This window comes from Flavobacterium tiangeerense, assembly GCF_007830355.1.
Classification (GTDB): domain Bacteria; phylum Bacteroidota; class Bacteroidia; order Flavobacteriales; family Flavobacteriaceae; genus Flavobacterium; species Flavobacterium tiangeerense.
In genome coordinates this window covers 122,376-143,620 of record NZ_VLKO01000004.1, presented here as the reverse complement: position 1 = coordinate 143,620, position 21,245 = coordinate 122,376, and the positions used below count along the sequence as shown (strand labels likewise).

Sequence of the window (21,245 nt, the reverse complement as noted above, 5' to 3'; positions counted from 1 at the left end):
ACTTAAAAAAACTTACATAATTATGGTCTAAAAAAATAGAGCAAAAAAAAAAGCCGCTTTAAAATAAAACGGCTATTCTTATATTTAAACTTTTCCTTCTTTAATTTCTTCAACAATTTCAGGATTTAATAAGGTTGTAATATCACCAAAGTTAGAATAATCTCCTTCGGCAATTTTTCTTAAAATTCGCCTCATAATTTTTCCGGAACGCGTTTTTGGCAAACCAGAAACAAATTGAATTTTATCCAACTTAGCAATAGGTCCAATATGATCTGAAATATGTTGGTTGATTTCCTTAGTTAAGTTCTCCTTATTACGGGTTTCACCTGTTTCCTTTAGGATAACAAAACCGTACAAAGCATTCCCTTTGATATCATGAGGAAACCCTACAATAGCTGATTCAGCAACAGCTGGATGTTCATTGATAGCATCTTCAATAGGAGCTGTTCCTAAATTATGACCCGAAACAATAACTACATCGTCTACGCGACCTGTAATTCGATAGTACCCAACTTCATCTCGTAAAGCACCATCACCTGTAAAAAATTTACCTGGAAATGCGGAGAAATAGGTGTCTTTATATCTTTGATGATCGCCCCAAATTGTTCTGGCAATTCCTGGCCAAGGAAATTTGATACACAAACTACCTACGACTTGATTGCCTTCAATTTCGTTGCGCTTGTCATCCATCAAAACCGCTTGCACTCCTGGTAGCGGCAAGGTTGCGTAGGTTGGTTTTGTAGGAGTAACAAAAGCTATTGGAGCAATCATAATTCCTCCTGTTTCTGTTTGCCACCAAGTATCTACAACTGGACATCTTTTGTCGCCAACATGATCGTTGTACCAGTGCCAAGCTTCTTCATTAATAGGTTCTCCGACAGATCCAATTACCTTCAAGGACTTTAAAGGATATTTTTGAACAAATTCAATTTTTTCCTTTGCTAAAGCACGAATTGCAGTTGGCGCCGTGTAAAACTGTGTAATTTTATGTTTTTCGATGACATCCCAAAAACGACTAAAATCTGGATACGACGGAACTCCTTCAAAAATAACGGTCGTTGCACCGTTCAATAATGGTCCGTAAAGTATATAGGAATGACCCGTGATCCAACCGATATCAGCCGTGCACCAAAAAACATCACTTTCTTCATAATTAAAAACATTTTTAAAGGTGTATGCCGTATACACCATATAACCCGCTGTGGTATGCACCATTCCTTTTGGCTTACCCGTAGAACCCGATGTGTATAAAATGAATAAAGGATCTTCGGCATCCATTATTTCTGCAACATTATTATCCGAAGCTTCATCTAAAAGAGGTTGTAACCATTGGTCACGGCCCTCTTGCATGCTGATTTCAGTGTGAATTCTTTTGGCTACTAAAACTTTTTCGACAGATGTACACTTCTCTAGTGCTTCATCAATAATACTTTTCAAGTCAATTGTTTTGTTTCCTCTAAAACCACCGTCAGCCGTAATCACCATTTTGCAAGAACTATCATTAATACGACTGGCTACTGCCGATGCTGAAAATCCAGCAAAAACAACTGAATGTATGGCTCCTATTCTGGCGCATGCCAATACAGAAACTGCTAATTCTGGAATCATGGGTAAATAAATGCAAACTCGATCCCCTTTTTTAATTCCTTGTTCACGCAACACATTTGCCATTTTACAAACTCTTTGGTGTAATTCGGTATATGAAATATGTAGAGCCTCCTCGGATGGATCGTTTGGTTCAAAAATTATAGCCGTTTTGTCCCCTCTTTTAGCCAAATGTCTGTCGATACAATTTTTAACAATATTCACTTTAGCCTCGGTAAACCATTTAATATCGGCTTCGGCCATATTAAATTCGACCACCTTATCCCATTGCTGGTACCAAGTAAAATTCTCTTCTGCTATTTTGCCCCAAAATTTTCTAGGTTCGCGTACTGATTTATTGTAATGTTTGAAGTATTGTTCTAGATTATCAATTTTGTAGTAACTCATAGTTTAATTTTTTATAAAAGTATTAAATCTAGAGCTATTGAGAAAATTATTTAAACCATAAATACTGCCAAAAAAAAGCTAAACTAAAAAATTTTGATTGATTTTATTACAAATACAGTAGTTTTAATTGTTTTTACGGCAAAACTGTAAAATACAAAAAGGCGTTAAAGAGAGTCTCTTTGCGCCTTTGTTGCAAACAAAAATATATAAAAACAATTAAAATAATTCTTTTAAAAATCATTTTCAAGGACAATATTTTTAATCCTCGTGGCAGGATTGACCATTTTAAAATTAGAATTTTTACTTTTTTAAAACTTGACTAAAATAGCGTTCGTCACGTAAAAACAGCATGGGATTAATTCACTTAACTTTGTAATCAACAAAGCTAAGTGAATGTAAAAGCAACCATATCTGTCGATCATTGTAACACTTTTTAACTAACTCAAGACATTATGAAATCAAATGATATAGTGCCAATCCCGCCACATTCTCGTATGTGGAAATTTATTTTATTTTTAATCTAATTTTTTCATCGCTGTCATCGAAGCACGCAGCCATTCTCCAACTTCCTCAATAGGATGTTGTCTTATGGTTTTGTTAACTGCAATCAAAACGCTATTTTCTACTCCGTTTGAGGTTGAAAATGGTTTCCCAATTACATTTGTTTGTACCGTTTTCATAAAATCAACCAATAAAGGTTTACATGCATGATCAAATAAATAACATCCGTATTCAGCAGTATCCGAAATAATGCGATTCATCTCGTATAATTTTTTTCGAGCGACAGTATTAGCAATCAAAGGCAATTCATGTAAAGATTCATAATACGCTGATTCTTCTATAATTCCAGATTGGGTCATGGTTTCAAACGCTAGTTCAACTCCCGCTTTCACCATTGCTATTAATAAAACTCCATGATCAAAATATTCTTGCTCAGAAATAGGAGCTGTAGTTGGTGCTGTTTTTTCAAAATTAGTTTGAGCTGTTGCTGCTCTCCAAGTCAATAAATTGATATCGTCGTTAGCCCAATCAATCATCATATTTTTAGAAAACTCGCCCGAAAGAATATCATCCATGTGTTTTTGAAACAACGGACGCATAATTTCTTTTAATTCATCCGCCAAACGAAAAGCTTCAATTTTAGCAGGATTCGAAAGGCGATCCATCATGTTCGTTATTCCACCGTGTTTTAAAGCTTCAGTAATAGTTTCCCAACCGTATTGAATCAATTTTGAAGCATATGCTGGTTCAATTCCTTCTTCAACCATTTTATCAAAACACAAAATAGATCCCGTTTGTAACATGCCACACAAGATGGTTTGTTCTCCCATTAAATCTGATTTTACTTCGGCAACAAAAGACGAGTTTAGCACACCTGCTCTATGACCGCCGGTAGCTACTGCATAGGCTTTGGCTTGGGCCAAACCTACATTATTTGGATCATTTTCGGGATGAACTGCAATTAGAGTTGGAACTCCAAAACCACGTTTATACTCTTCACGAACCTCTGATCCGGGGCATTTTGGAGCACACATAATAACAGTGATATCCTCACGGATTTGCATGCCTTCCTCAACAATATTAAAACCGTGTGAATATGCTAATGTAGCACCAGTTTTCATTAAAGGCATAATGGCTGTTACCACAGCAGTATGTTGTTTATCTGGGGTAAGATTGCAAACTAAATCAGCAGTTGGAATTAATTCTTCGTACGTTCCTATTGTGAAACCATGATCGAAAGCGTTGTTAAAAGAAGCTCTTTTCTCTGCAATTGCTTCCGCTCTTAGAGCATACGATATGTCTAAACCTGAATCTCTCATGTTCAATCCTTGGTTTAAACCTTGGGCTCCACAACCCACAATTACAACCTTTTTACCAGCCAATGCACTAATGCCTTCTGAAAATTCAGATTGGTCCATGAATTCGCAAACGCCTAATTGTTCTAATTGTAATCGAAGTGGTAATGAGTTGAAATAATTTGCCATTTTGTATTTTTTAAGGAAGGTATTATTTAGTTTTTAGTTCGTTTTTTTTAGTTTATTGCTACAGTTGCTCCAGCATCGCAGAAATTTGCATTTTTTCTTTTGATACCGAAATTCGGCCGGATCGAACGAATTGCATGATTCCAAAAGGTCTTAATTTCTCGTATAATTCTTGAATTTCTGCACGTCGTCCTGATTTTGAGATCACAAAGAAATCTCTTGCCACAGTAACAATTTCAGAGTGACTTTCTTTGATGATGTTTTGAATTTGTTTTTCGTCAAAGAGTAAGCTCGATTCAATTTTAAACAAAGCATTTTCTAGAAAAATCGTTTCTTCGTCTACATGGTAGAACGCCTTAATCACTTCGATTTGTTTTTCGATTTGTCCTACGATATTTTGCACCCATTTTTCTGTGGTATTCACCACAATTATAAATCGAGAAACGTTTTCAATTTCTGATTCGGATACGTTCAAACTTAAAATATTGATGTGGCGTTTTAAGAATATACCTGATATTCTATTCAATAAACCCACGTTGTTCTCTGAATATACTGAGATGGTAAATGTTTTATTTTCCATTTTTTTATGTTTAAAGTTTTATGTTTAAGGTATAAAAGTTGAATAAAATTCTTTTGAGGTTCCAAAACTTTATACCTTAAACTTTAAACTGTTTTTATGACAAACGAATGTCCGATACCGATGCTCCTGTTGGGATCATTGGGAATACATTATTTTCTTTTTCGACCATCACTTCTAGGAAATAAGAATCCTTAGAAGCTAACATTTCTGCAACTGCGCTATCTAAATCTTCCCTTTTTATTACTTTTTTCGCTTTGATGTAATAGCCTTCCGCAATAGCAATAAAATTTGGATTGATCATTTCGGTAGAAGCGTATCTTTTGTCAAAAAACAATTGTTGCCACTGACGCACCATTCCTAAAAATTCATTGTTTAAAACAACAATTTTAACTGGAACTTTGGTCTGGAAAATAGTTCCTAATTCTTGAATTGTCATTTGAAAACCACCATCACCAATTATAGCTACTACTTCGCGATTTGGCATTCCCATTTTAGCTCCAATTGCTGCTGGCAAAGCAAACCCCATAGTTCCTAATCCACCTGATGTGACATTACTTTTGGTAGTATTGAATTTCCCGTAACGGCAAGCAAACATCTGGTGTTGCCCCACATCCGAAACTAAAATAGCGTCTCCTTTAGAGTGTTTGTTAATCATTTCGATAGTTTCACCCATTGAAATTCCTTCTTTTTTAGGTTGTAACTCCTCATTTATGACGGCCTCTAATTCAATTTCATATTTAGCCTTAAATTCATTGTGCCAAGATTCATGTGTGCTGTTTTCAATAAGCGCTAGCAAGGCTGTTAAAGATTCTTTCAAATCTGCTAAAACGGCTACATCTGTTTTTACGTTTTTATCCACTTCAGCTGGATCAATTTCAAAATGTATTATTTTAGCTTGTTTGGCATATGTGGCAAGGTTTCCAGTTACGCGGTCATCAAAACGCATTCCTAGAGCAATCAATACATCACATTCATTTGTGAGTACATTGGGTCCGTAATTACCATGCATTCCTACCATTCCTACGTTAAGTGGATGGGAAGTTGGTAATGCTGATAAACCCAAAATAGTCCAAGCTGCGGGAATACCTGATTTTTCTATAAGTTCTTTTAATTCGGCTTCAGCTTGACTTAAAATTACGCCTTGACCCCAAATAATAAATGGTTTCTTTGCATTGTTAATTAAGGCTGCTGCTGATTGTACTTTATTGATATTAAGGATTGGTTTTGGATGATAACTTCGAATACTTGTACATTTTTTGTAACTGAACTCCATTTCATCAAATTGCGCATTTTTTGTAATATCAATTAAAACTGGCCCTGGACGACCCGATTTGGCGATGTAAAATGCTTTCGCTATTATTTCTGGGATTTCAGAAGCTTCCGTAATTTGGTAATTCCATTTGGTAACCGGAGTCGAAATTCCAATAATGTCGGTTTCTTGAAAAGCATCTGAACCCAATAAATGTTTTCCTACCTGCCCTGTGATACAAACCATTGGTGTTGAATCAATTTGAGCATCAGCAATTCCAGTAACTAAATTAGTTGCTCCAGGTCCTGAAGTTGCTATTGCTACTCCTACTTTACCGGTTGCACGGGCATATCCTTGCGCAGCATGTGTAGCTCCTTGCTCATGACGCACTAATACGTGGTGTAATTCGTCTTTAAATTTGTAAAGTTCATCATAGACTGGCATAATGGCACCACCCGGATACCCGTAAATGATATCCACACCTTCTTCTAATAAACATTTGATAACGGCTTCTGCGCCAGATATTTTTGTATTTCCCATTTTTTATTTTTATTAAGCCACTGCCTTTTTAAAATTCCTTGGCAACAGCACTTTCAATATCAATTTCAAAATTCGGTGTAATAACAATCAAATTTTTTTTTGCTATTGATATTGCCTTTTGAAATTCCTAGTGGTTTTTATTTATCAGTTACGCAGCCTGTAGAAGCGCTCGAAACTGATCGTATGTATTTAAGTAACACTCCTTTTTTTATTGGCGTTTCTGGTTGGACCCATTTCGATTTTCGACTTGCAAATTCTTCATCAGAAATTTTAAGATCGATGGTGTTTTTTATGGCATCAATCGTTATGATATCGCCATTTTGAACTAATGCGATACCGCCACCATCATAAGCCTCTGGAGTAACATGCCCAACTACGAAACCATGTGAACCACCAGAAAATCTACCATCAGTAATCAAAGCGACACTTTTGCCCAAACCAGCACCCATGATTGCAGAGGTTGGTTTTAGCATTTCAGGCATTCCTGGCCCACCTTTAGGTCCACAATACCTAATGACGACTACATTTCCAGGTTTAACCTCGCCGTTTCGGACTCCTTTTATAACATCATGTTCATTTTCGTATACAATGGCATCTCCTTCAAAATACTCGCCTTCGTTACCACTTATTTTTGCGACACAGCCTTCAGAAGCCAAATTGCCGTATAAAATTTGAATATTTCCTGTACTTTTTAATGCTTTTTGAATTTCATGAATTACATCTTGACCGTCATTTAAGTTTGGTACAGAAGCTAAGTTTTCGGCCAAAGTTTTACCTGTGACCGTCAAACTATTTCCGTGTAATAGACCTTCTTTTAATAAATATTTCATAACTGCAGGAACTCCGCCCACAGCATGAAGATCCTCCATCAGGTATTTCCCACTTGGTTTTAAGTCGGCTAGCAAAGGCGTTTTGTCACTAATTCTTTGAAAATCATTCAAAGTTATTTCAATATCAACCGAGTGCGCCATCGCTATCAAGTGCATGACAGCATTGGTTGATCCTCCTAAAACTGCTACCATCGTAATGGCATTTTCAAAGGCTTCGCGTGTCATGATATCTTTAGGTTTGATATCTTTTTCCAATAATATTTTGATGGCTTTTCCGGCATCAAGGCATTCTTGCTTTTTTTCTGGGCTTAAAGCTGGATTTGAAGAACTGTAGGGTAAACTCATCCCCAAAGCTTCGATGGCTGATGACATGGTGTTTGCTGTATACATTCCACCACACGCACCTGCTCCAGGACAAGAGTTTTGAATCACACCTTTGAAATCTTCGGGTGAAATCGTATTGTTAAACTTTTTTCCAAGGGCTTCAAAAGCCGATACAATATTTAGCGATTCTCCTTTCCATTTTCCAGAATGGATGCTACCACCATAGACCATGATCGAAGGGCGATTAAGGCGTCCCATTGCCATAACAGAACCTGGCATGTTTTTATCACAGCCTGGAATTGCAATTACTGCATCGTACCATTGTGCGCCAACAACTGTTTCAATAGAATCAGCAATAACATCTCGTGATACCAATGAAAATCGCATTCCATCCGTACCGTTTGACATTCCGTCACTTACTCCGATTGTATTAAAAATCAATCCCACTAAATCTTCTTGCCAAACCCCTGTTTTAATGTCTTTAGCTAAATCATTTAAATGCATGTTACAAGGATTTCCTTCGTAACCCATGCTTACAATGCCTACTTGAGCTTTATTCAAATCAGCTTCGGTTAAACCAATTCCGTACAACATGGCTTGCGCTGCAGGTTGTGTTTCATCTTGTGTAATCGTTTTGCTGTATTTATTTAATTCCATTTTTTTATGTTATAGTTGAAATATTGTATTGATAATTAAACAATTGTAGACTGTCCGATGTATACATTATCACTTTTAAAATAAAGATCGTCTTTGCTTAAAATATAGTTGGCTATAAAATCGCCCACTTCATTAGTTCCAAATTTTGAATACGGATTCAAATCAGCGGTTACGACATTTAGTTCAATTGCTTTTTGCACAGCTTCGAATACTTTTAAGGATTCGGCATGTAGACCAAAATGTTCCAACAGCATGGCCGCAGAAAGTATAGAAGCAATAGGATTGGCAATATTTTTATTTTTTCCTTCTGGAAAAGAACCGTGAACTGGTTCAAAAAGTGCCGATGAACTCCCTAATGACGCAGATGGTAACAATCCAATTGCGCCTGTAATCACGCTGGCTTCATCAGATAAAATATCTCCAAATAAATTTTCTGTTAGAATCACATCAAATTGTTTTGGATTGATTATAATTTGCATCGCTGCAGCATCTGCCAATAAAAATTCTAAGATAACGTCTGGGTAGCCTTCAGCTAATTCAGTAACAACCTTACGCCACAAACGTGAGGTTTCTAAAATATTTGCTTTATCAACTAAGGTTAATTTTTTGTTTCTTTTTTGAGCAGTTCGAAAAGCTAAATGACTGATACGGATAATTTCTTCTTCGGAATACTCGCAAAGGTCTGAAGCAAAAGTGCCTGTTTCGTTGCTTTTTTTCTCACTGAAATACGATCCTCCTGATATTTCTCTAAAGATGATGAAATCAGTATTTTCAATTATTTTTCTTTTTAATGGAGACAAATCAAGTAAGTCGGCATAAGGCTTTACTGGTCTAATGTTTGCATATAAACCGAGAGCTTGACGCAGATTCAATAAACCTTGAATAGGACGTAATTTAGTACTTGAAACAGTATCGTCTACGGCTCCAAATAGCACGGCATCCGTATTTAAACAAAGATTTAAAGTTTGTTCCGGTAATGGATTTCCTGTCTTTTCTATTGCAATCGACCCAATTAAGGCATCTTCGAAAACAAATTCATGATCGAAAACGACACCAATAGCATACAAAGCTTTCTTGGCTTGTAAAATTACTTCTGGTCCTATTCCATCTCCTGCAAGTGCTGCTATTTTTAAGTTCATAATATTTGATTTTAGTTTAGGGGCTTTGTTTAATTTAAAACCAACTCCTTATTGATTTTACAAGCTTCAATTATTTGATGAATGTCTTGATCTACTACTTCTTTTTTAATATCAGCAAATTTTAAGAATTCAATATAAACCACATCAAGTTGTATTTTAGTCAATTCATAACCTACTTTTTTTGCTCTGTAAGCCAATGCTGCTCTACCACTTCGGGCGGTCAATACAATCGAAGATTCATTTACACCCACTTCAAGCGGATCCATGATTTCATAAGTAGCTCTATTTTTTATAACACCATCTTGATGAATTCCTGAGCTATGGGCAAAGGCATTTGCCCCTACAATTGCTTTGTTGGGCTGTACAATCATTCCCATACTTTCGCTAACCAATCGACTCATTTCATTAAGCTGACGAGTGTTAATATTGGTATCTAAATTTAAATACGGATGCTGTTTAAATACCATTACCACTTCTTCAAGTGCCGTATTTCCTGCTCGCTCTCCTATTCCGTTGATTGTACATTCTATTTGTCTAGCTCCATTTATAGCCCCTGCAATTGAGTTTGCAGTTGCCATTCCTAAATCATTATGGCAATGACAAGACAAAATGACGTTATCAATCCCTTTAACATTTTCCTTTAAATATTTAATTTTTGCACCGTATTCATCTGGCAAACAATACCCAGTTGTATCTGGAATATTCAATACGGTAGCTCCTGATTTAATAACTTCTTCGCAGACTCGTGCTAAGAATTCATTATCGGTCCTTCCTGCATCTTCAGCGTAAAACTCTACATCTTCTACGTAGGATTTGGCGTGAGCTACGGCCGCTTTGGCACGTAAAATAACATCTTCTTTTGTAGTATTTAATTTATGGAAAATATGCGAATCAGAAGTTCCGATGCCCGTATGAATTCTAGATCTTTTGGCATATTGAAGCGCTTGTGCGGCTACATCAATATCATTTTTTACAGCGCGAGTTAATCCGCAAACTACTGCATTTTTAACAACCTTACTTATTTCTGAAACAGATAAAAAATCACCTGGACTAGAAACAGGGAAACCAGCTTCAATAATGTCTACACCCATTTCATCCAATCGATTTGCAATCACTAATTTTTGGTTGGTGTCTAACTTACATCCTGGGACTTGCTCTCCATCACGTAAGGTGGTATCAAAAATTTGAACTTTCTCTCTATTCATTTTAATTTATTTAATGTAATTTGCACAACTTGTAACAAAAATATCTTTCATTAGTTGGATAGAAAACACAATTTCCTGAAATATACTGCTCATAAGGGGTATTTAAACTTTATAAAATACTGATTAACAAAACATTAAGTTACACTATTCTACAATGGCTAACCATCAAAAAGATTTTTTATTTGTATTAATAAAGTCCCTTTCTAAATCTGAGAAAAGACAATTTAAAATTTTTGCAAGTAGATTAGAGACTAGTTCCAATACAAAATTTATTGAACTCTTTAACATACTTGATAAATCAGATGCATATGATGAAAAGCTAATTTTGAAAAGTGGCAGTATCAAAAAAGTGCAATTGTCTAACCTCAAATCGTATTTGTACAAGCAAATTTTGGTGAGTATCCGATTGAACATTCCGAGTCAAAACATGCGTTATCAACTTAGAGAACAAATTGATTTTGCTGCAATTCTATACAATAAAGGCTTGTATAAGCAAAGTTTAAAACTCTTGGATAAAACCAAAATACTGGCCTTAGAAAATGATGAAAAATTAATGGCCTATGAAATTGTAGAATTTGAGAAACTCATTGAATCCCAATACATAACCCGCAGTATTCAAGGTCGTGCAGATGAATTGGTAGTACAAGCTAAAGAGTTGAATTACCGCAATACCATTTCTAGTAAATTATCTAACTTATCACTACAGCTATATGGTATCATGCTCAAAACCGGTTATGTAAAAACCGATGCAGAGTTTACTTATATTGATGACTATTTTAAAAAACATATCTCCAAATTCGACGAAAAAAAGTTTGGTTTTCGAGAAAAATATTGGTTTTATAATGCCAATTTGTGGCGCAGTTTTTTAGTTCAGGATTTTTTATCATGTTATAAATATGCTTTAAAATGGGTGACCCTTTTTTATGATAATCCCAATATGATTTACTTGAATCCTGTATTTTTCTTAAAAGGGAATCATTACTTACTGGAGTCATTGTACATGTTGAAGTACAAAACCAAGTTCAAAAAATACTTAGATTTATTAGAAGAAACCATAAAAGATTCCCGCTTTCCAGTGAATGATAATATTGCGAGTTTGTCCTTTTTATATGTGTATAACAACAAACTTAATTTACATATTTTAGAAGGTACTTTTGCAGAAAGTGAATATTTAATTCCTGAAGTATTGCATAAATTAAAAATGCATACGGATCACCTTGACGAGCATCACGAGATGTTGTTTTACTACAAATTTGCTTCTATTTATTTTGGTAACGAAAAATATGCTGAAAGTATTTTTTATTTAGAGAAAATCATCAACAATAAAAACCTTTCCATGCGTGAGGATTTAATGTGTTTTGCGCGCTTGCTGTGCTTGATTGCACATTACGAATTAGGGAAAGATTACTACTTAGAAAATCAACTCAAAAATACGTACAAGTTTTTACTCAAAATGAACGACTTGCATGAAGTACAAAAAGAAATTATCAAATTCCTGAAAAATTTAAACTCTATTTATCCGACAGATATCAAGAAAGAGTTTATCAAAATGCGAACTCGTTTTGTCGAATTAGAACAAAACACCTATGAAAAGCGTGCTTTTTTATATCTAGATATTATTTCCTGGTTAGAAAGTAAAATAGAAAATCGCAAGATTAGCATCATTATAAAGGAAAAAGCAAAACTAAACAATCGGTAAAAAACAAAAAGGAGGCTAAAGCCTCCTTTTCTATTCAATTTCTTTGCGACCACGCATTATATCTTCAAAACTGGAACATTTTACAAACTCTTGTTCACCATCAATTTGCATGGGCAAAAATATAAATTCAACTTCTGAAAGATCTTCTTTCAAATAAAAAGCCATATCATCTAATTTGTAAAACCATTCTCTGTCAAATTGTACTTTATTTATAGTGGCATCTTTGACTAATAATTTTTCGTTAAGCGGCTTCATGAGTACTTTTTAATTTTTTTTCAAAAATAGAAACATCATTTTGTTGCTACAAATACAAATGAATTATTTTCAAAAAAAAATAGATAATTATAAATAGATTGTAATGTAAAAACTAATGGTTACTTTTATTAAAAAAATTATGAACGGATTCTTTAAAACAATACTAGCGGGCTACGGAGCTAAAAAACTAGGTGGAGGTTGCTTTGGCACCATTCTAATTTTTATAATTATCTATTGGATTTTAGGTTATTTTTAGAATTAAAATACTAAAAACAACCTAAAATAACTTCCATATTAATACGCCAACAAGGCATTAAGTGCATTTTCAAACCTGCCTTTAGGTAAATATTGATCCTCTAATGCTTTAGTAAAGGGAATTGGGGTGTCTAAACTTGCAACACGCTGAACTGGTGCATCAAGATATTGGAAACAATTCTCCATAATCATTGCTGATAAATCACTAGCAATTCCGCCAAACATGGAATCTTCCTGATAAATAATAGCTCTCCCCGTTTTCTTTACAGAAGCAAAAATAGCTTCGGTGTCTAAAGGTTGAAGCGTTCTTAAATCTATTAAATCTGCTGAAATATCAGGATTTTTTGATAGAGTTTCTAAAGCCCAATGAACCGCAGCACCAAATGATATTATCGTAACATCATTTCCTTCTTTCAACAGCGCTGCTTTCCCTAATGGTAAAGTATAATAATCTTTTGGTACATCCTGATACACGCTTCGGTATAATTGTTTATGTTCAAAAAACAACACTGGATTAGGATCGTTTATAGATTCGTTCAACAAACCTTTTGCATCATACGGAAAGGCTGGATATACTACTTTTAAACCGGGTGTTTTGGTAAACCAAGCCTCATTAGTTTGTGAATGAAAAGGTCCAGCTTGTGTCCCGCCACCGCATGGCATTCGCACCACAACATCTGCTTTTTCTAACCAACGGTAATGCGATTTCGCTAATAAATTAACTATCGGATTAAATCCTGTCGAAACAAAATCGGCAAATTGCATTTCTACAATCGCTTTGTAACCATTAATAGATAATCCCATTCCTGCTGAAACTACTGCACTTTCGCAAATGGGTGTATTAATCACGCGCTCTTTGCCAAATTGCGCTACAAATCCATCTGTAATTTTGAATGCTCCACCGTACTCAGCAATGTCTTGCCCCATGATAACTGAGTTCTCATGACGTTCCATTGATTGTCTTAAACTGGCAGAGATAGCATCTATAAAGCGGATGTTTTCTTTTTCTGTTGAAGGTTTAACTTCTTCATATACAAATGGTTTGTACACATCATTTAGTTCTTCGGTTAAGGAAGCCTCTATTTCAGGTTCTGCATTGGCTAGAGCCAAACTTTCGTCAATTTCTTTCTTAATTTCAGTTCGTAAAGAAGTATCAAATTCAGCCGTGAGTATTCCATTTTCACTTAAGAAATTACGATAATTTTCAACAGGGTCTTTTATCGCCCACATATCCATTAATTCCTGCGGAACGTATTTTGTTCCACTCGCCTCTTCGTGCCCGCGCATTCGGAAGGTTTTAAATTCCAATAAAACAGGTCTTGGATTATCTTTCATTGAAGCCTTTAATTCAGATAATAAATTAAATACTTCCAATATATTATTTCCGTCTACAACATGACTTTCCATTCCGTAACCAATGCCTTTGTCAGCTAAATTTTCACAGCGATATTGCTCATTTGTTGGTGTAGAAAGTCCATATCCATTATTTTCAATTACAAATAAAACAGGTAATTCCCATACCGAAGCAATATTCAAGGCTTCATGAAAGTCTCCTTCACTTGTTGCTCCTTCTCCAGTAAAAACAGCGGTAACTTTACCATTTTTCTTGAGTTTATTGGCCAAAGCAATTCCGTCAGCCACACCCAATTGCGGTCCCAAATGTGAAATCATACCAATAATTTTGTACTGTTGCGTTCCAAAATGAAAACTACGATCGCGACCTTTTGTAAAACCATTGGCTTTACCTTGCCATTGCGAAAAAAGGCGGTACAACGGAATATCTCTTCCAGTAAATACTCCCAAATTTCTATGCATTGGCAAAATGTATTCATCTGAATCTAAAACTGCAGTAACCCCTACAGAAATTGCCTCTTGACCAATTCCTGAGAACCATTTTGAGACTTTACCTTGACGGATAAGGATTAACATTTTTTCCTCTATTAGTCGTGGTTTTAGTATTCGTTTATATAAATCTAATAATTGAGTGTCAGTAAGATTTTTTCTGTCGAAGATCATGGTTGCGGTTTTAATGTATGGTTCAAAGATAAAAAAATATAACAGTTTTGTATTATTTTGTTATATTTTTTCATGTTGTTTCTAAAATTTAAAATTCAAATATAAAATTATTCTTTACATTTGTAACTGCAAGATTTTGATCTTGCAAAATATCAAAAAATATTTAAAAGTATGCAAAACATTCCTAGTGTTGACTTGCGTGATTTCCTGTCGGATGACCCGGCACGTAAACAAAAATTTGTAAATGAAATCGGAAGTGCATTTGAAGATATTGGCTTCGTAGCACTCAAAGGGCATTTTTTAAACGACCAATTGGTTGATGAATTGTATGGTGAAATTAGAAATTTTTTCACTTTACCCTTAGAAACAAAGCGCGGTTATGAAATCCCTGGAATTGGCGGACAAAGAGGGTATGTTTCTTTTGGAACAGAACATGCCAAAGGCAGAAAAGAAGGAGATTTAAAAGAATTTTGGCATTTTGGACAGTATGTGTCTGCAAATTCAAAGTACGCTGCAGAATATCCTGAAAATGTTGAAGTAAAAGAATTACCCCGTTTTAATATAGTAGGAAAAGAAGCCTACCAAATGTTAGAAAAAACAGGTGTTTTTGTGTTAAGAGCTTTGGCTCTACGATTAGGATTAGATGAATTTTATTTTGACAATTATGCCAAAGATGGAAATTCTATCTTAAGACCTATTCATTACCCTCCAATTACATCAGAGCCTGAAAACGCTATCAGAGCTGCTGCTCATGGTGACATCAACTTGATTACCTTGTTAATGGGTGCTCAAGGAAAAGGCTTACAAGTGCAAAACCACAATGGAGATTGGATTGATGCAATTGCTGAACCAGATGAATTAGTTATTAATGTGGGTGATATGTTATCACGTCACACAAATAATAAATTGAAATCAACCATTCACCAAGTGGTAAATCCACCGCGAGAGTTATGGGGAACTTCAAGATATTCTGTTCCATTCTTTATGCACCCTGTGAGCGATATGCCACTAAATTGTTTAGAAAATTGTATTGATGCTGAAAATCCTAAAAAATTCGATGACATTACAGCTGGCGATTATTTATACGAGCGTTTGGTAGACTTAGGTTTAATTAAAAAATAAATATCTTAATACAGTTCAAGAAAGACATCGAGTTCGCTTGATGTCTTTTTGTTTTTAAGTAGTAAGAAATTAGGAGCTGTAAAACTTAAATTTCTTAATAGTTAAATAATCAATAATTATAAAGTTATGGACTTACAAGACCAATTAAAAAACCTATTCCCTGACCATGAACCTTTGCCAGATGAGCAAACGGAGGCTGTAGCACATGAATTATACGTTCAAAAAGAGCCGATGATCTGTAAATTTGAAAAACGTAAAGGAAAAGCAACCACCATCATTGAAGGTTACGAAGGAACGGATGAAGATTTTAAAATCTTAGCCAAAGAAATTAAAACTAAACTGAGTGTTGGCGGTACTTTCAAAGACGATTCGATTATCATTCAAGGGGATTACCGAGATAAAATAATGGAAATATTAAAACTAAAAGGATTCAAAGTAAAACGTGTTGGCGGATGATAATGAGCAGTTTGCAGTCTCAGTATACAGTCTCAATTTTAATATTCAGTTGAGCAACTTGAAACCTTAAACCTTAAACAAAAAAATAATGATACAATCATCAGAATTAATATTAAATCCGGACGGTAGCGTTTACCATTTGAATTTAAAACCTGAAAATATTGCGCACGATATCATCTTTGTAGGAGATCAAAATCGTGTAGAGAAAATCACTCAATTTTTCGATAGTATTGAATTTTCAACTCAAAAAAGAGAATTCAAAACCCAAACCGGAATTTTTAAAGGCAAGCGTATTACCGTGATGTCTACCGGTATTGGACCGGATAATATTGACATTGTAATCAACGAGCTTGACGCTTTGGTTAACATCGATCTTGAAACGCGTAAGCCAAAAGAAAATTTAACTTCCTTAAACATCATTCGCATCGGAACCTCAGGTTCTTTGCAAGCTGATATTCCCGTGGATAGTTTTGTGCTATCTAAATTTGGCTTGGGATTAGACAACATGCTCCGCTCCTACTTAATTGACGAAGTTTCAAATCTGGAGATGGAAGATGCTTTTGTGAAACACACCAACTGGGATTTAAAAAAAGGAAAACCATACGTGATTGCTTGTTCCGAAAAATTGGAAAAAGTGATTGAAAGTGACAAAATGCACAAAGGAATCACAGCAACTGCTGGAGGTTTTTACGGACCGCAAGGGCGAGTTCTACGTTTGAACATTCAAGATGAAGCACTGAACTCAAAGATGGATAATTTTAAATATGGAGACAACCAAATTACCAATTTAGAAATGGAAACCGCTGCAATTTATGGCCTTTCGGCACTTTTAGGACACAATGCATTGTCTTTAAACGCTATCATTGCCAATCGTGCATCTGGAACTTTTAGTGAAGATCCTTATAAGGCTGTAGATGAACTAATTGCTTACACGCTTGATAAACTAGCAAAACAATAATTTTATAATAATAAGGAGCTGTTTCCTGCTATCCGCTATATCTCTTGTGTTCGCTAGCGCTACCACAAGAGGATGCCGCTTCTATCAGGGCTAAGGCAAACAGTGCTAAAGATTTAAAATTAATTTACCATGGACTTAATTCTAGAAACTGACCGATTAGTTTTGCGAGAAATGAAACTTTCAGATGCTGAAGCGTTGTTCGAAATGGATCGAAATCCTAATGTGCATCAATACCTTTGGAACAAACCTGTAAAAGATATTAGCGAAGTACACGCAACTATTGAATCTGTTAAAAAGCAGTACATCCAGAATAATATCGGACGCTTTGTGATTATTTTAAAAGAGAGTCAAGAACTTATTGGTTGGGCTGGACTCAAATTCAATACGGAAATGGTCAATAACAAAATCAATTTTTACGACATTGGGTATCGCTTAGATGAAAAATTTTGGGGTAAAGGGTACGCCAGTGAAGCTAGTTTTGCGTGGTTGGACTATGGTTTTAAAACTATGAAAATTCCGGTTATGGAAGCAGCTGCACATTCCGATAATATCGCTTCAAACAGAATATTGCAAAAAATCGGACTGAAAATGACAGAAACCTATTTAGAAGACGGCGTTTCCTGGAATTGGTACGAATTAAAAAATCCCAATCTATAATGAAAACTATAAAAATAGCAGGAGTTCCAGAACACTTTAATTTGCCTTGGCATTTAGCCATTGAAAACGGCGATTTTGAAAATGCAAATATCGATTTGCAATGGACTGATGTTCCTGAGGGAACTGGAAAAATGTGTCAAATGCTTCGGGATGGTGAAACTGATATTGCAGTTATCCTTACAGAAGGAATTGTTAAAGACATCACGGCTGGCAATCCCAGTAAAATAGTGCAAGTATATGTTGAAAGTCCCTTAATTTGGGGTATTCACGTGGCTGCGGAGTCTCGTTTTAAAACCTTAGTAGATTTAGAAAACGCTAAAGTTGCAATTTCCCGATTGGGTTCTGGTTCGCAATTGATGGCTTACGTAAACGCAAATAATCAAAATTGGGATACAACTAATTTACAATTTGAAATTGTAAATACCATCGACGGAGCTGTTGAAGCCTTAACAAAAGGAACCGCAGATTATTTTATGTGGGAACGTTTTATGACCAAACCATTAGTAGACAAAGGCATTTTCAGACGAGTTACAGATTGCCCTACTCCTTGGCCATGTTTTGTAATTGCAGTTCGCGACGAAATACTGCTAGAACAACCCGAAACTGTTGCGAAAGTATTAGAGATCATCAATCAAACCACTCAAGAATTCAAAGATATACCAAGCATTGACAAAACATTGGCTCAAGCCTACTATCAAAAAATAGAAGATATTCAAGAGTGGTTACGATTAACGCGTTGGTCTCAAAAAGGATTAGAACCTGAAATGTTAAACAAAGTTCAAAATCAACTTTTTGAACTCGGAATTATTGATAAAAAAGGTACTTTTGAGGACATTGTAAAAACAGTATAGGAAACTGTTTTTATTGTAACTATGATACAAAAAAAAGAAATTAATTTTCAGGGAATTAAGCATCGTTTTCAGGTCAAAAAACCTTGGGACGATGTTATTATTTTTGTACTGAATGTATTAATTGCTATTCCACTTTTTATCATTTTACATCAAAACTTAATTAATCCCAATTGGTTTTTGAATATTGACAGAGTGATTATTTTTATTGTAATGATTGTCCTGATACAACTTGTATTGCGGCTTTTAAGAACAATAATTATACTTTGCATTTTTATATATGTACTTGTTTTAATTTATGGATCAACCATTGGAAATTATGGATTTAATAACGTTTTTGAAGACTACAACTCCATGATGTACACTATGTCTGACAATCCGTATCCCCAAGACATTATTATTGCTAAGTTGCTTCCGTTTCCAAACAAATCAAAAATTGTCAACGCAATAGAATATCAAAATCCAAAAATTAGAAATTTTGCCTTAATGGCCACGAATAAGCATTTTAAAGGATTAAAAGGTTATTCGGATTATAGAACAATCATTCAATGCTTTGCCGTTTTTAAAGAAATCAACAGCCGTTGGAATTACGTAAGTGATCCCAAAGCACGAGATTATATTGCTTCAGCCTCAGAGTCTTTGCTATATTTGTCTGGGGATTGCGATGATCACTCTATTTTAATGGCGGCCAGTATCAAATCTATAGGTGGTACCCCAAGATTGATTCATACTACCGGGCATATTTATCCTGAGATTTTAATAGGTACTGCAACTGACTTAGAGCAAGTGAATTTTTTAATCAAAAATATTCTTTTCCCCAAGGAAAGTACAGATCAAAAATTACATTATCATGTTGATGAACGCGGACAAATTTGGTTAAACCTAGATTATACAGCTAAATATCCTGGCGGCCCATTCATGTCTGAGGAGATTCTAGGGGCTTTGACATTAGATTAAACGAACATCTTTTTGGTAATTCTTTAAAATTAGTCAAATCAAAAGTGTAATTTGTTTCAGTAAAAAAAGTAACGACAATAGTGGAAAATACAAAAACTTATTGGACTCTTTGTCTCGAATGTAAAGGACGTGGTAAAAAAAGTAAAGGGCTAAGTAAGAAAGTCCGAAATAAATATTTACTTAAACTAGAGGTTTTTAACAAAAACAATCAAGTTAAACCAGCTCCAACACCACCCAAAGGACACTTGTATGCTTGCTCACACTGCAGTGGATCTGGCTTAGTTAAAACGTTACATCCACCAAAAGCAGACAAAAAAAATTACCCACATGTTGCTATTATTGGCGGTGGTATTGGTGGAGTTGCTCTTGCTGTTGCTTGTTTACATCGTGGAATTCCTTTTACAATATTTGAACGCGATAACAACTTTGAAGCAAGATCTCAAGGTTACGGGCTTACTTTGCAACAAGCCAGCAAAGCTATTGAAGGCTTGGGAATCATTTCATTGAATGAAGGAGTAGTTTCAACAAGACATGTAGTTCACACGATTGATGGAACAGTTATTGGCGAATGGGGAATTAGAAAATGGATACAATCGGATGCTAAAACTTTTCAAAAACGCACCAACATTCATATTGCACGGCAATCTTTGCGCTTAGCACTTCTGGAGCAGTTAGGCGGGAATGATGCAATACATTGGGATCACCAATTAACAGATTTTAAAATATGTAATGATGAAAGTGTTGATTTAAACTTTCAAGTGGATGGAAAGATAAAAAGCTACAAAGCAGATCTTGTCGTTGGGGCCGATGGCATTCGTAGTTCGGTACGAAGGTTACTTATTGGTGATGATAGTAGTACTTTACGCTATCTCGGTTGTATTGTTATTTTAGGCATTTGTCCTTTAAAAGCACTTGAAGGTCTCGATAGTCCTCTACTTGATTCGGCTACTGTATTTCAAACTGCCAATGGCAAAGAACGAATCTATGTTATGCCTTATGATTCAGACTCGGTAATGTGGCAATTGAGTTTCCCAATTCCCGAAGAAGAAGCTAAGGCTTTGAGTGCTCAAGGAGCTCAAGCATTAAAGGAAGAAGCGTGTCGTAGAACGCTGTGGCATAATCCTATTCCTCAAATTTTACTAGCAACACTAGAATCTCAGATTTCTGGCTATCCTGTTTATGACCGAGAATTACTTAAGTCGGAATTTTTGGCGAAAGCCGGACCAGTAACCTTAATTGGAGATGCAGCTCATCCTATGAGTCCATTTAAAGGTCAAGGTGCGAATCAAGCTTTGCTTGATGCAGTTTATTTGGCTCGCGTAATAAAAAGAGGATGCAGGCCATTATCGCAATGGAGAAAAGTTGGAATAAGGGAAAGTATATTAACCGAGTTTGAATTAGAAATGTTAGAACGTAGTGCTACAAAAGTAAATGACTCTGCAGCTGCAGCGCAGTTTTTGCATTCCGAAATTGTGCTTCATGAGGGTGATGAACCAAGAGGAAGATGTTTGAACAGATAAATAG

At 35.3% G+C, this 21,245-nt stretch carries 17 protein-coding genes; 8 read left to right on the top strand and 9 right to left on the bottom strand.

From position 1 onward, the window contains the following. Positions 1 to 84: 84 nt before the first annotated feature. From acs to IQ05_RS05375, 7 genes are all read right to left on the bottom strand, one after another. Complete coding sequence (gene acs / locus IQ05_RS05405) at positions 85 to 1,992, bottom strand: acetate--CoA ligase (RefSeq protein ID WP_144890802.1); 1,908 nt, start codon at positions 1,990 to 1,992, stop codon at positions 85 to 87. Positions 1,993 to 2,507: 515 nt separating this feature from the next. Then, positions 2,508 to 3,977, bottom strand: coding sequence for a ketol-acid reductoisomerase (ilvC, locus tag IQ05_RS05400; protein ID WP_144890800.1), 1,470 nt, complete (start codon positions 3,975 to 3,977; stop codon positions 2,508 to 2,510). 58 nt (positions 3,978 to 4,035) lie between these two features. After that, positions 4,036 to 4,554 (bottom strand): acetolactate synthase small subunit, encoded by a 519-nt coding sequence (gene ilvN, locus IQ05_RS05395; protein ID WP_144890798.1) that lies wholly within the window; start codon positions 4,552 to 4,554, stop codon positions 4,036 to 4,038. A gap of 94 nt (positions 4,555 to 4,648) precedes the next feature. Continuing rightward, on the bottom strand, positions 4,649 to 6,343 hold the full coding sequence (ilvB, locus tag IQ05_RS05390; RefSeq protein WP_144890796.1) for a biosynthetic-type acetolactate synthase large subunit: 1,695 nt from the start codon (positions 6,341 to 6,343) through the stop codon (positions 4,649 to 4,651). A 137-nt stretch (positions 6,344 to 6,480) separates the two neighbouring features. Continuing rightward, positions 6,481 to 8,154 (bottom strand): dihydroxy-acid dehydratase, encoded by a 1,674-nt coding sequence (gene ilvD / locus IQ05_RS05385; RefSeq protein ID WP_144890794.1) that lies wholly within the window; start codon positions 8,152 to 8,154, stop codon positions 6,481 to 6,483. 35 nt (positions 8,155 to 8,189) lie between these two features. After that, a complete protein-coding gene (gene leuB, locus IQ05_RS05380) occupies positions 8,190 to 9,293 on the bottom strand; it encodes a 3-isopropylmalate dehydrogenase (protein ID WP_144890792.1) in 1,104 nt (367 codons plus the stop codon). Between the two features lie 29 nt (positions 9,294 to 9,322). Further along, positions 9,323 to 10,498, bottom strand: a complete 1,176-nt coding sequence (locus IQ05_RS05375) for a 2-isopropylmalate synthase (RefSeq protein ID WP_144890790.1) — start codon at positions 10,496 to 10,498, stop codon at positions 9,323 to 9,325. Positions 10,499 to 10,652: 154 nt separating this feature from the next. On the opposite strand from IQ05_RS05375, the gene IQ05_RS05370 reads away from it, so the two are divergent. After that, entirely contained in the window at positions 10,653 to 12,197 is a 1,545-nt protein-coding gene (locus tag IQ05_RS05370; RefSeq protein WP_144890788.1) for a hypothetical protein, read from the top strand. A 30-nt stretch (positions 12,198 to 12,227) separates the two neighbouring features. Here the strand turns inward: IQ05_RS05370 and IQ05_RS05365 are convergent, their stop codons facing one another. After that, positions 12,228 to 12,452, bottom strand: coding sequence for a hypothetical protein (locus IQ05_RS05365; protein WP_144890786.1), 225 nt, complete (start codon positions 12,450 to 12,452; stop codon positions 12,228 to 12,230). Between the two features lie 294 nt (positions 12,453 to 12,746). Then, entirely contained in the window at positions 12,747 to 14,723 is a 1,977-nt protein-coding gene (locus IQ05_RS05360; RefSeq protein ID WP_144890784.1) for an alpha-ketoacid dehydrogenase subunit alpha/beta, read from the bottom strand. A 171-nt stretch (positions 14,724 to 14,894) separates the two neighbouring features. Here IQ05_RS05360 and IQ05_RS05355 point away from each other — a divergent pair, with 171 nt between their 5' ends. The 7 genes from IQ05_RS05355 (at position 14,895) to IQ05_RS05325 (ending at position 21,241) form a co-directional block, all read left to right on the top strand. Then, a complete protein-coding gene (locus IQ05_RS05355; protein ID WP_144890782.1) occupies positions 14,895 to 15,845 on the top strand; it encodes an isopenicillin N synthase family dioxygenase in 951 nt (316 codons plus the stop codon). A gap of 126 nt (positions 15,846 to 15,971) precedes the next feature. Then, the gene (locus IQ05_RS05350; protein WP_144890780.1) at positions 15,972 to 16,301 is read left to right on the top strand and encodes a translation initiation factor; all 330 of its coding nucleotides are present in this window, start codon (positions 15,972 to 15,974) and stop codon (positions 16,299 to 16,301) included. 88 nt (positions 16,302 to 16,389) lie between these two features. Next, positions 16,390 to 17,259, top strand: coding sequence for a nucleoside phosphorylase (locus tag IQ05_RS05345; protein WP_144890778.1), 870 nt, complete (start codon positions 16,390 to 16,392; stop codon positions 17,257 to 17,259). Positions 17,260 to 17,388: 129 nt separating this feature from the next. Then, a complete protein-coding gene (locus tag IQ05_RS05340) occupies positions 17,389 to 17,916 on the top strand; it encodes a GNAT family N-acetyltransferase (RefSeq protein WP_144890776.1) in 528 nt (175 codons plus the stop codon). Then, positions 17,916 to 18,767, top strand: coding sequence for a substrate-binding domain-containing protein (locus tag IQ05_RS05335; RefSeq protein ID WP_144890774.1), 852 nt, complete (start codon positions 17,916 to 17,918; stop codon positions 18,765 to 18,767). Before IQ05_RS05340 ends, IQ05_RS05335 begins: the two co-directional genes overlap by 1 nt. A gap of 21 nt (positions 18,768 to 18,788) precedes the next feature. Next, positions 18,789 to 19,721 carry a transglutaminase gene (locus IQ05_RS05330; RefSeq protein ID WP_144890772.1) on the top strand — a complete coding sequence of 311 codons (933 nt, stop codon included), beginning with the start codon at positions 18,789 to 18,791 and terminating at the stop codon, positions 19,719 to 19,721. Between the two features lie 80 nt (positions 19,722 to 19,801). After that, positions 19,802 to 21,241: an FAD-dependent oxidoreductase gene (locus IQ05_RS05325; RefSeq protein ID WP_144890770.1), complete on the top strand. Its 1,440-nt coding sequence runs from the start codon at positions 19,802 to 19,804 to the stop codon at positions 21,239 to 21,241. Positions 21,242 to 21,245: the final 4 nt, after the last annotated feature.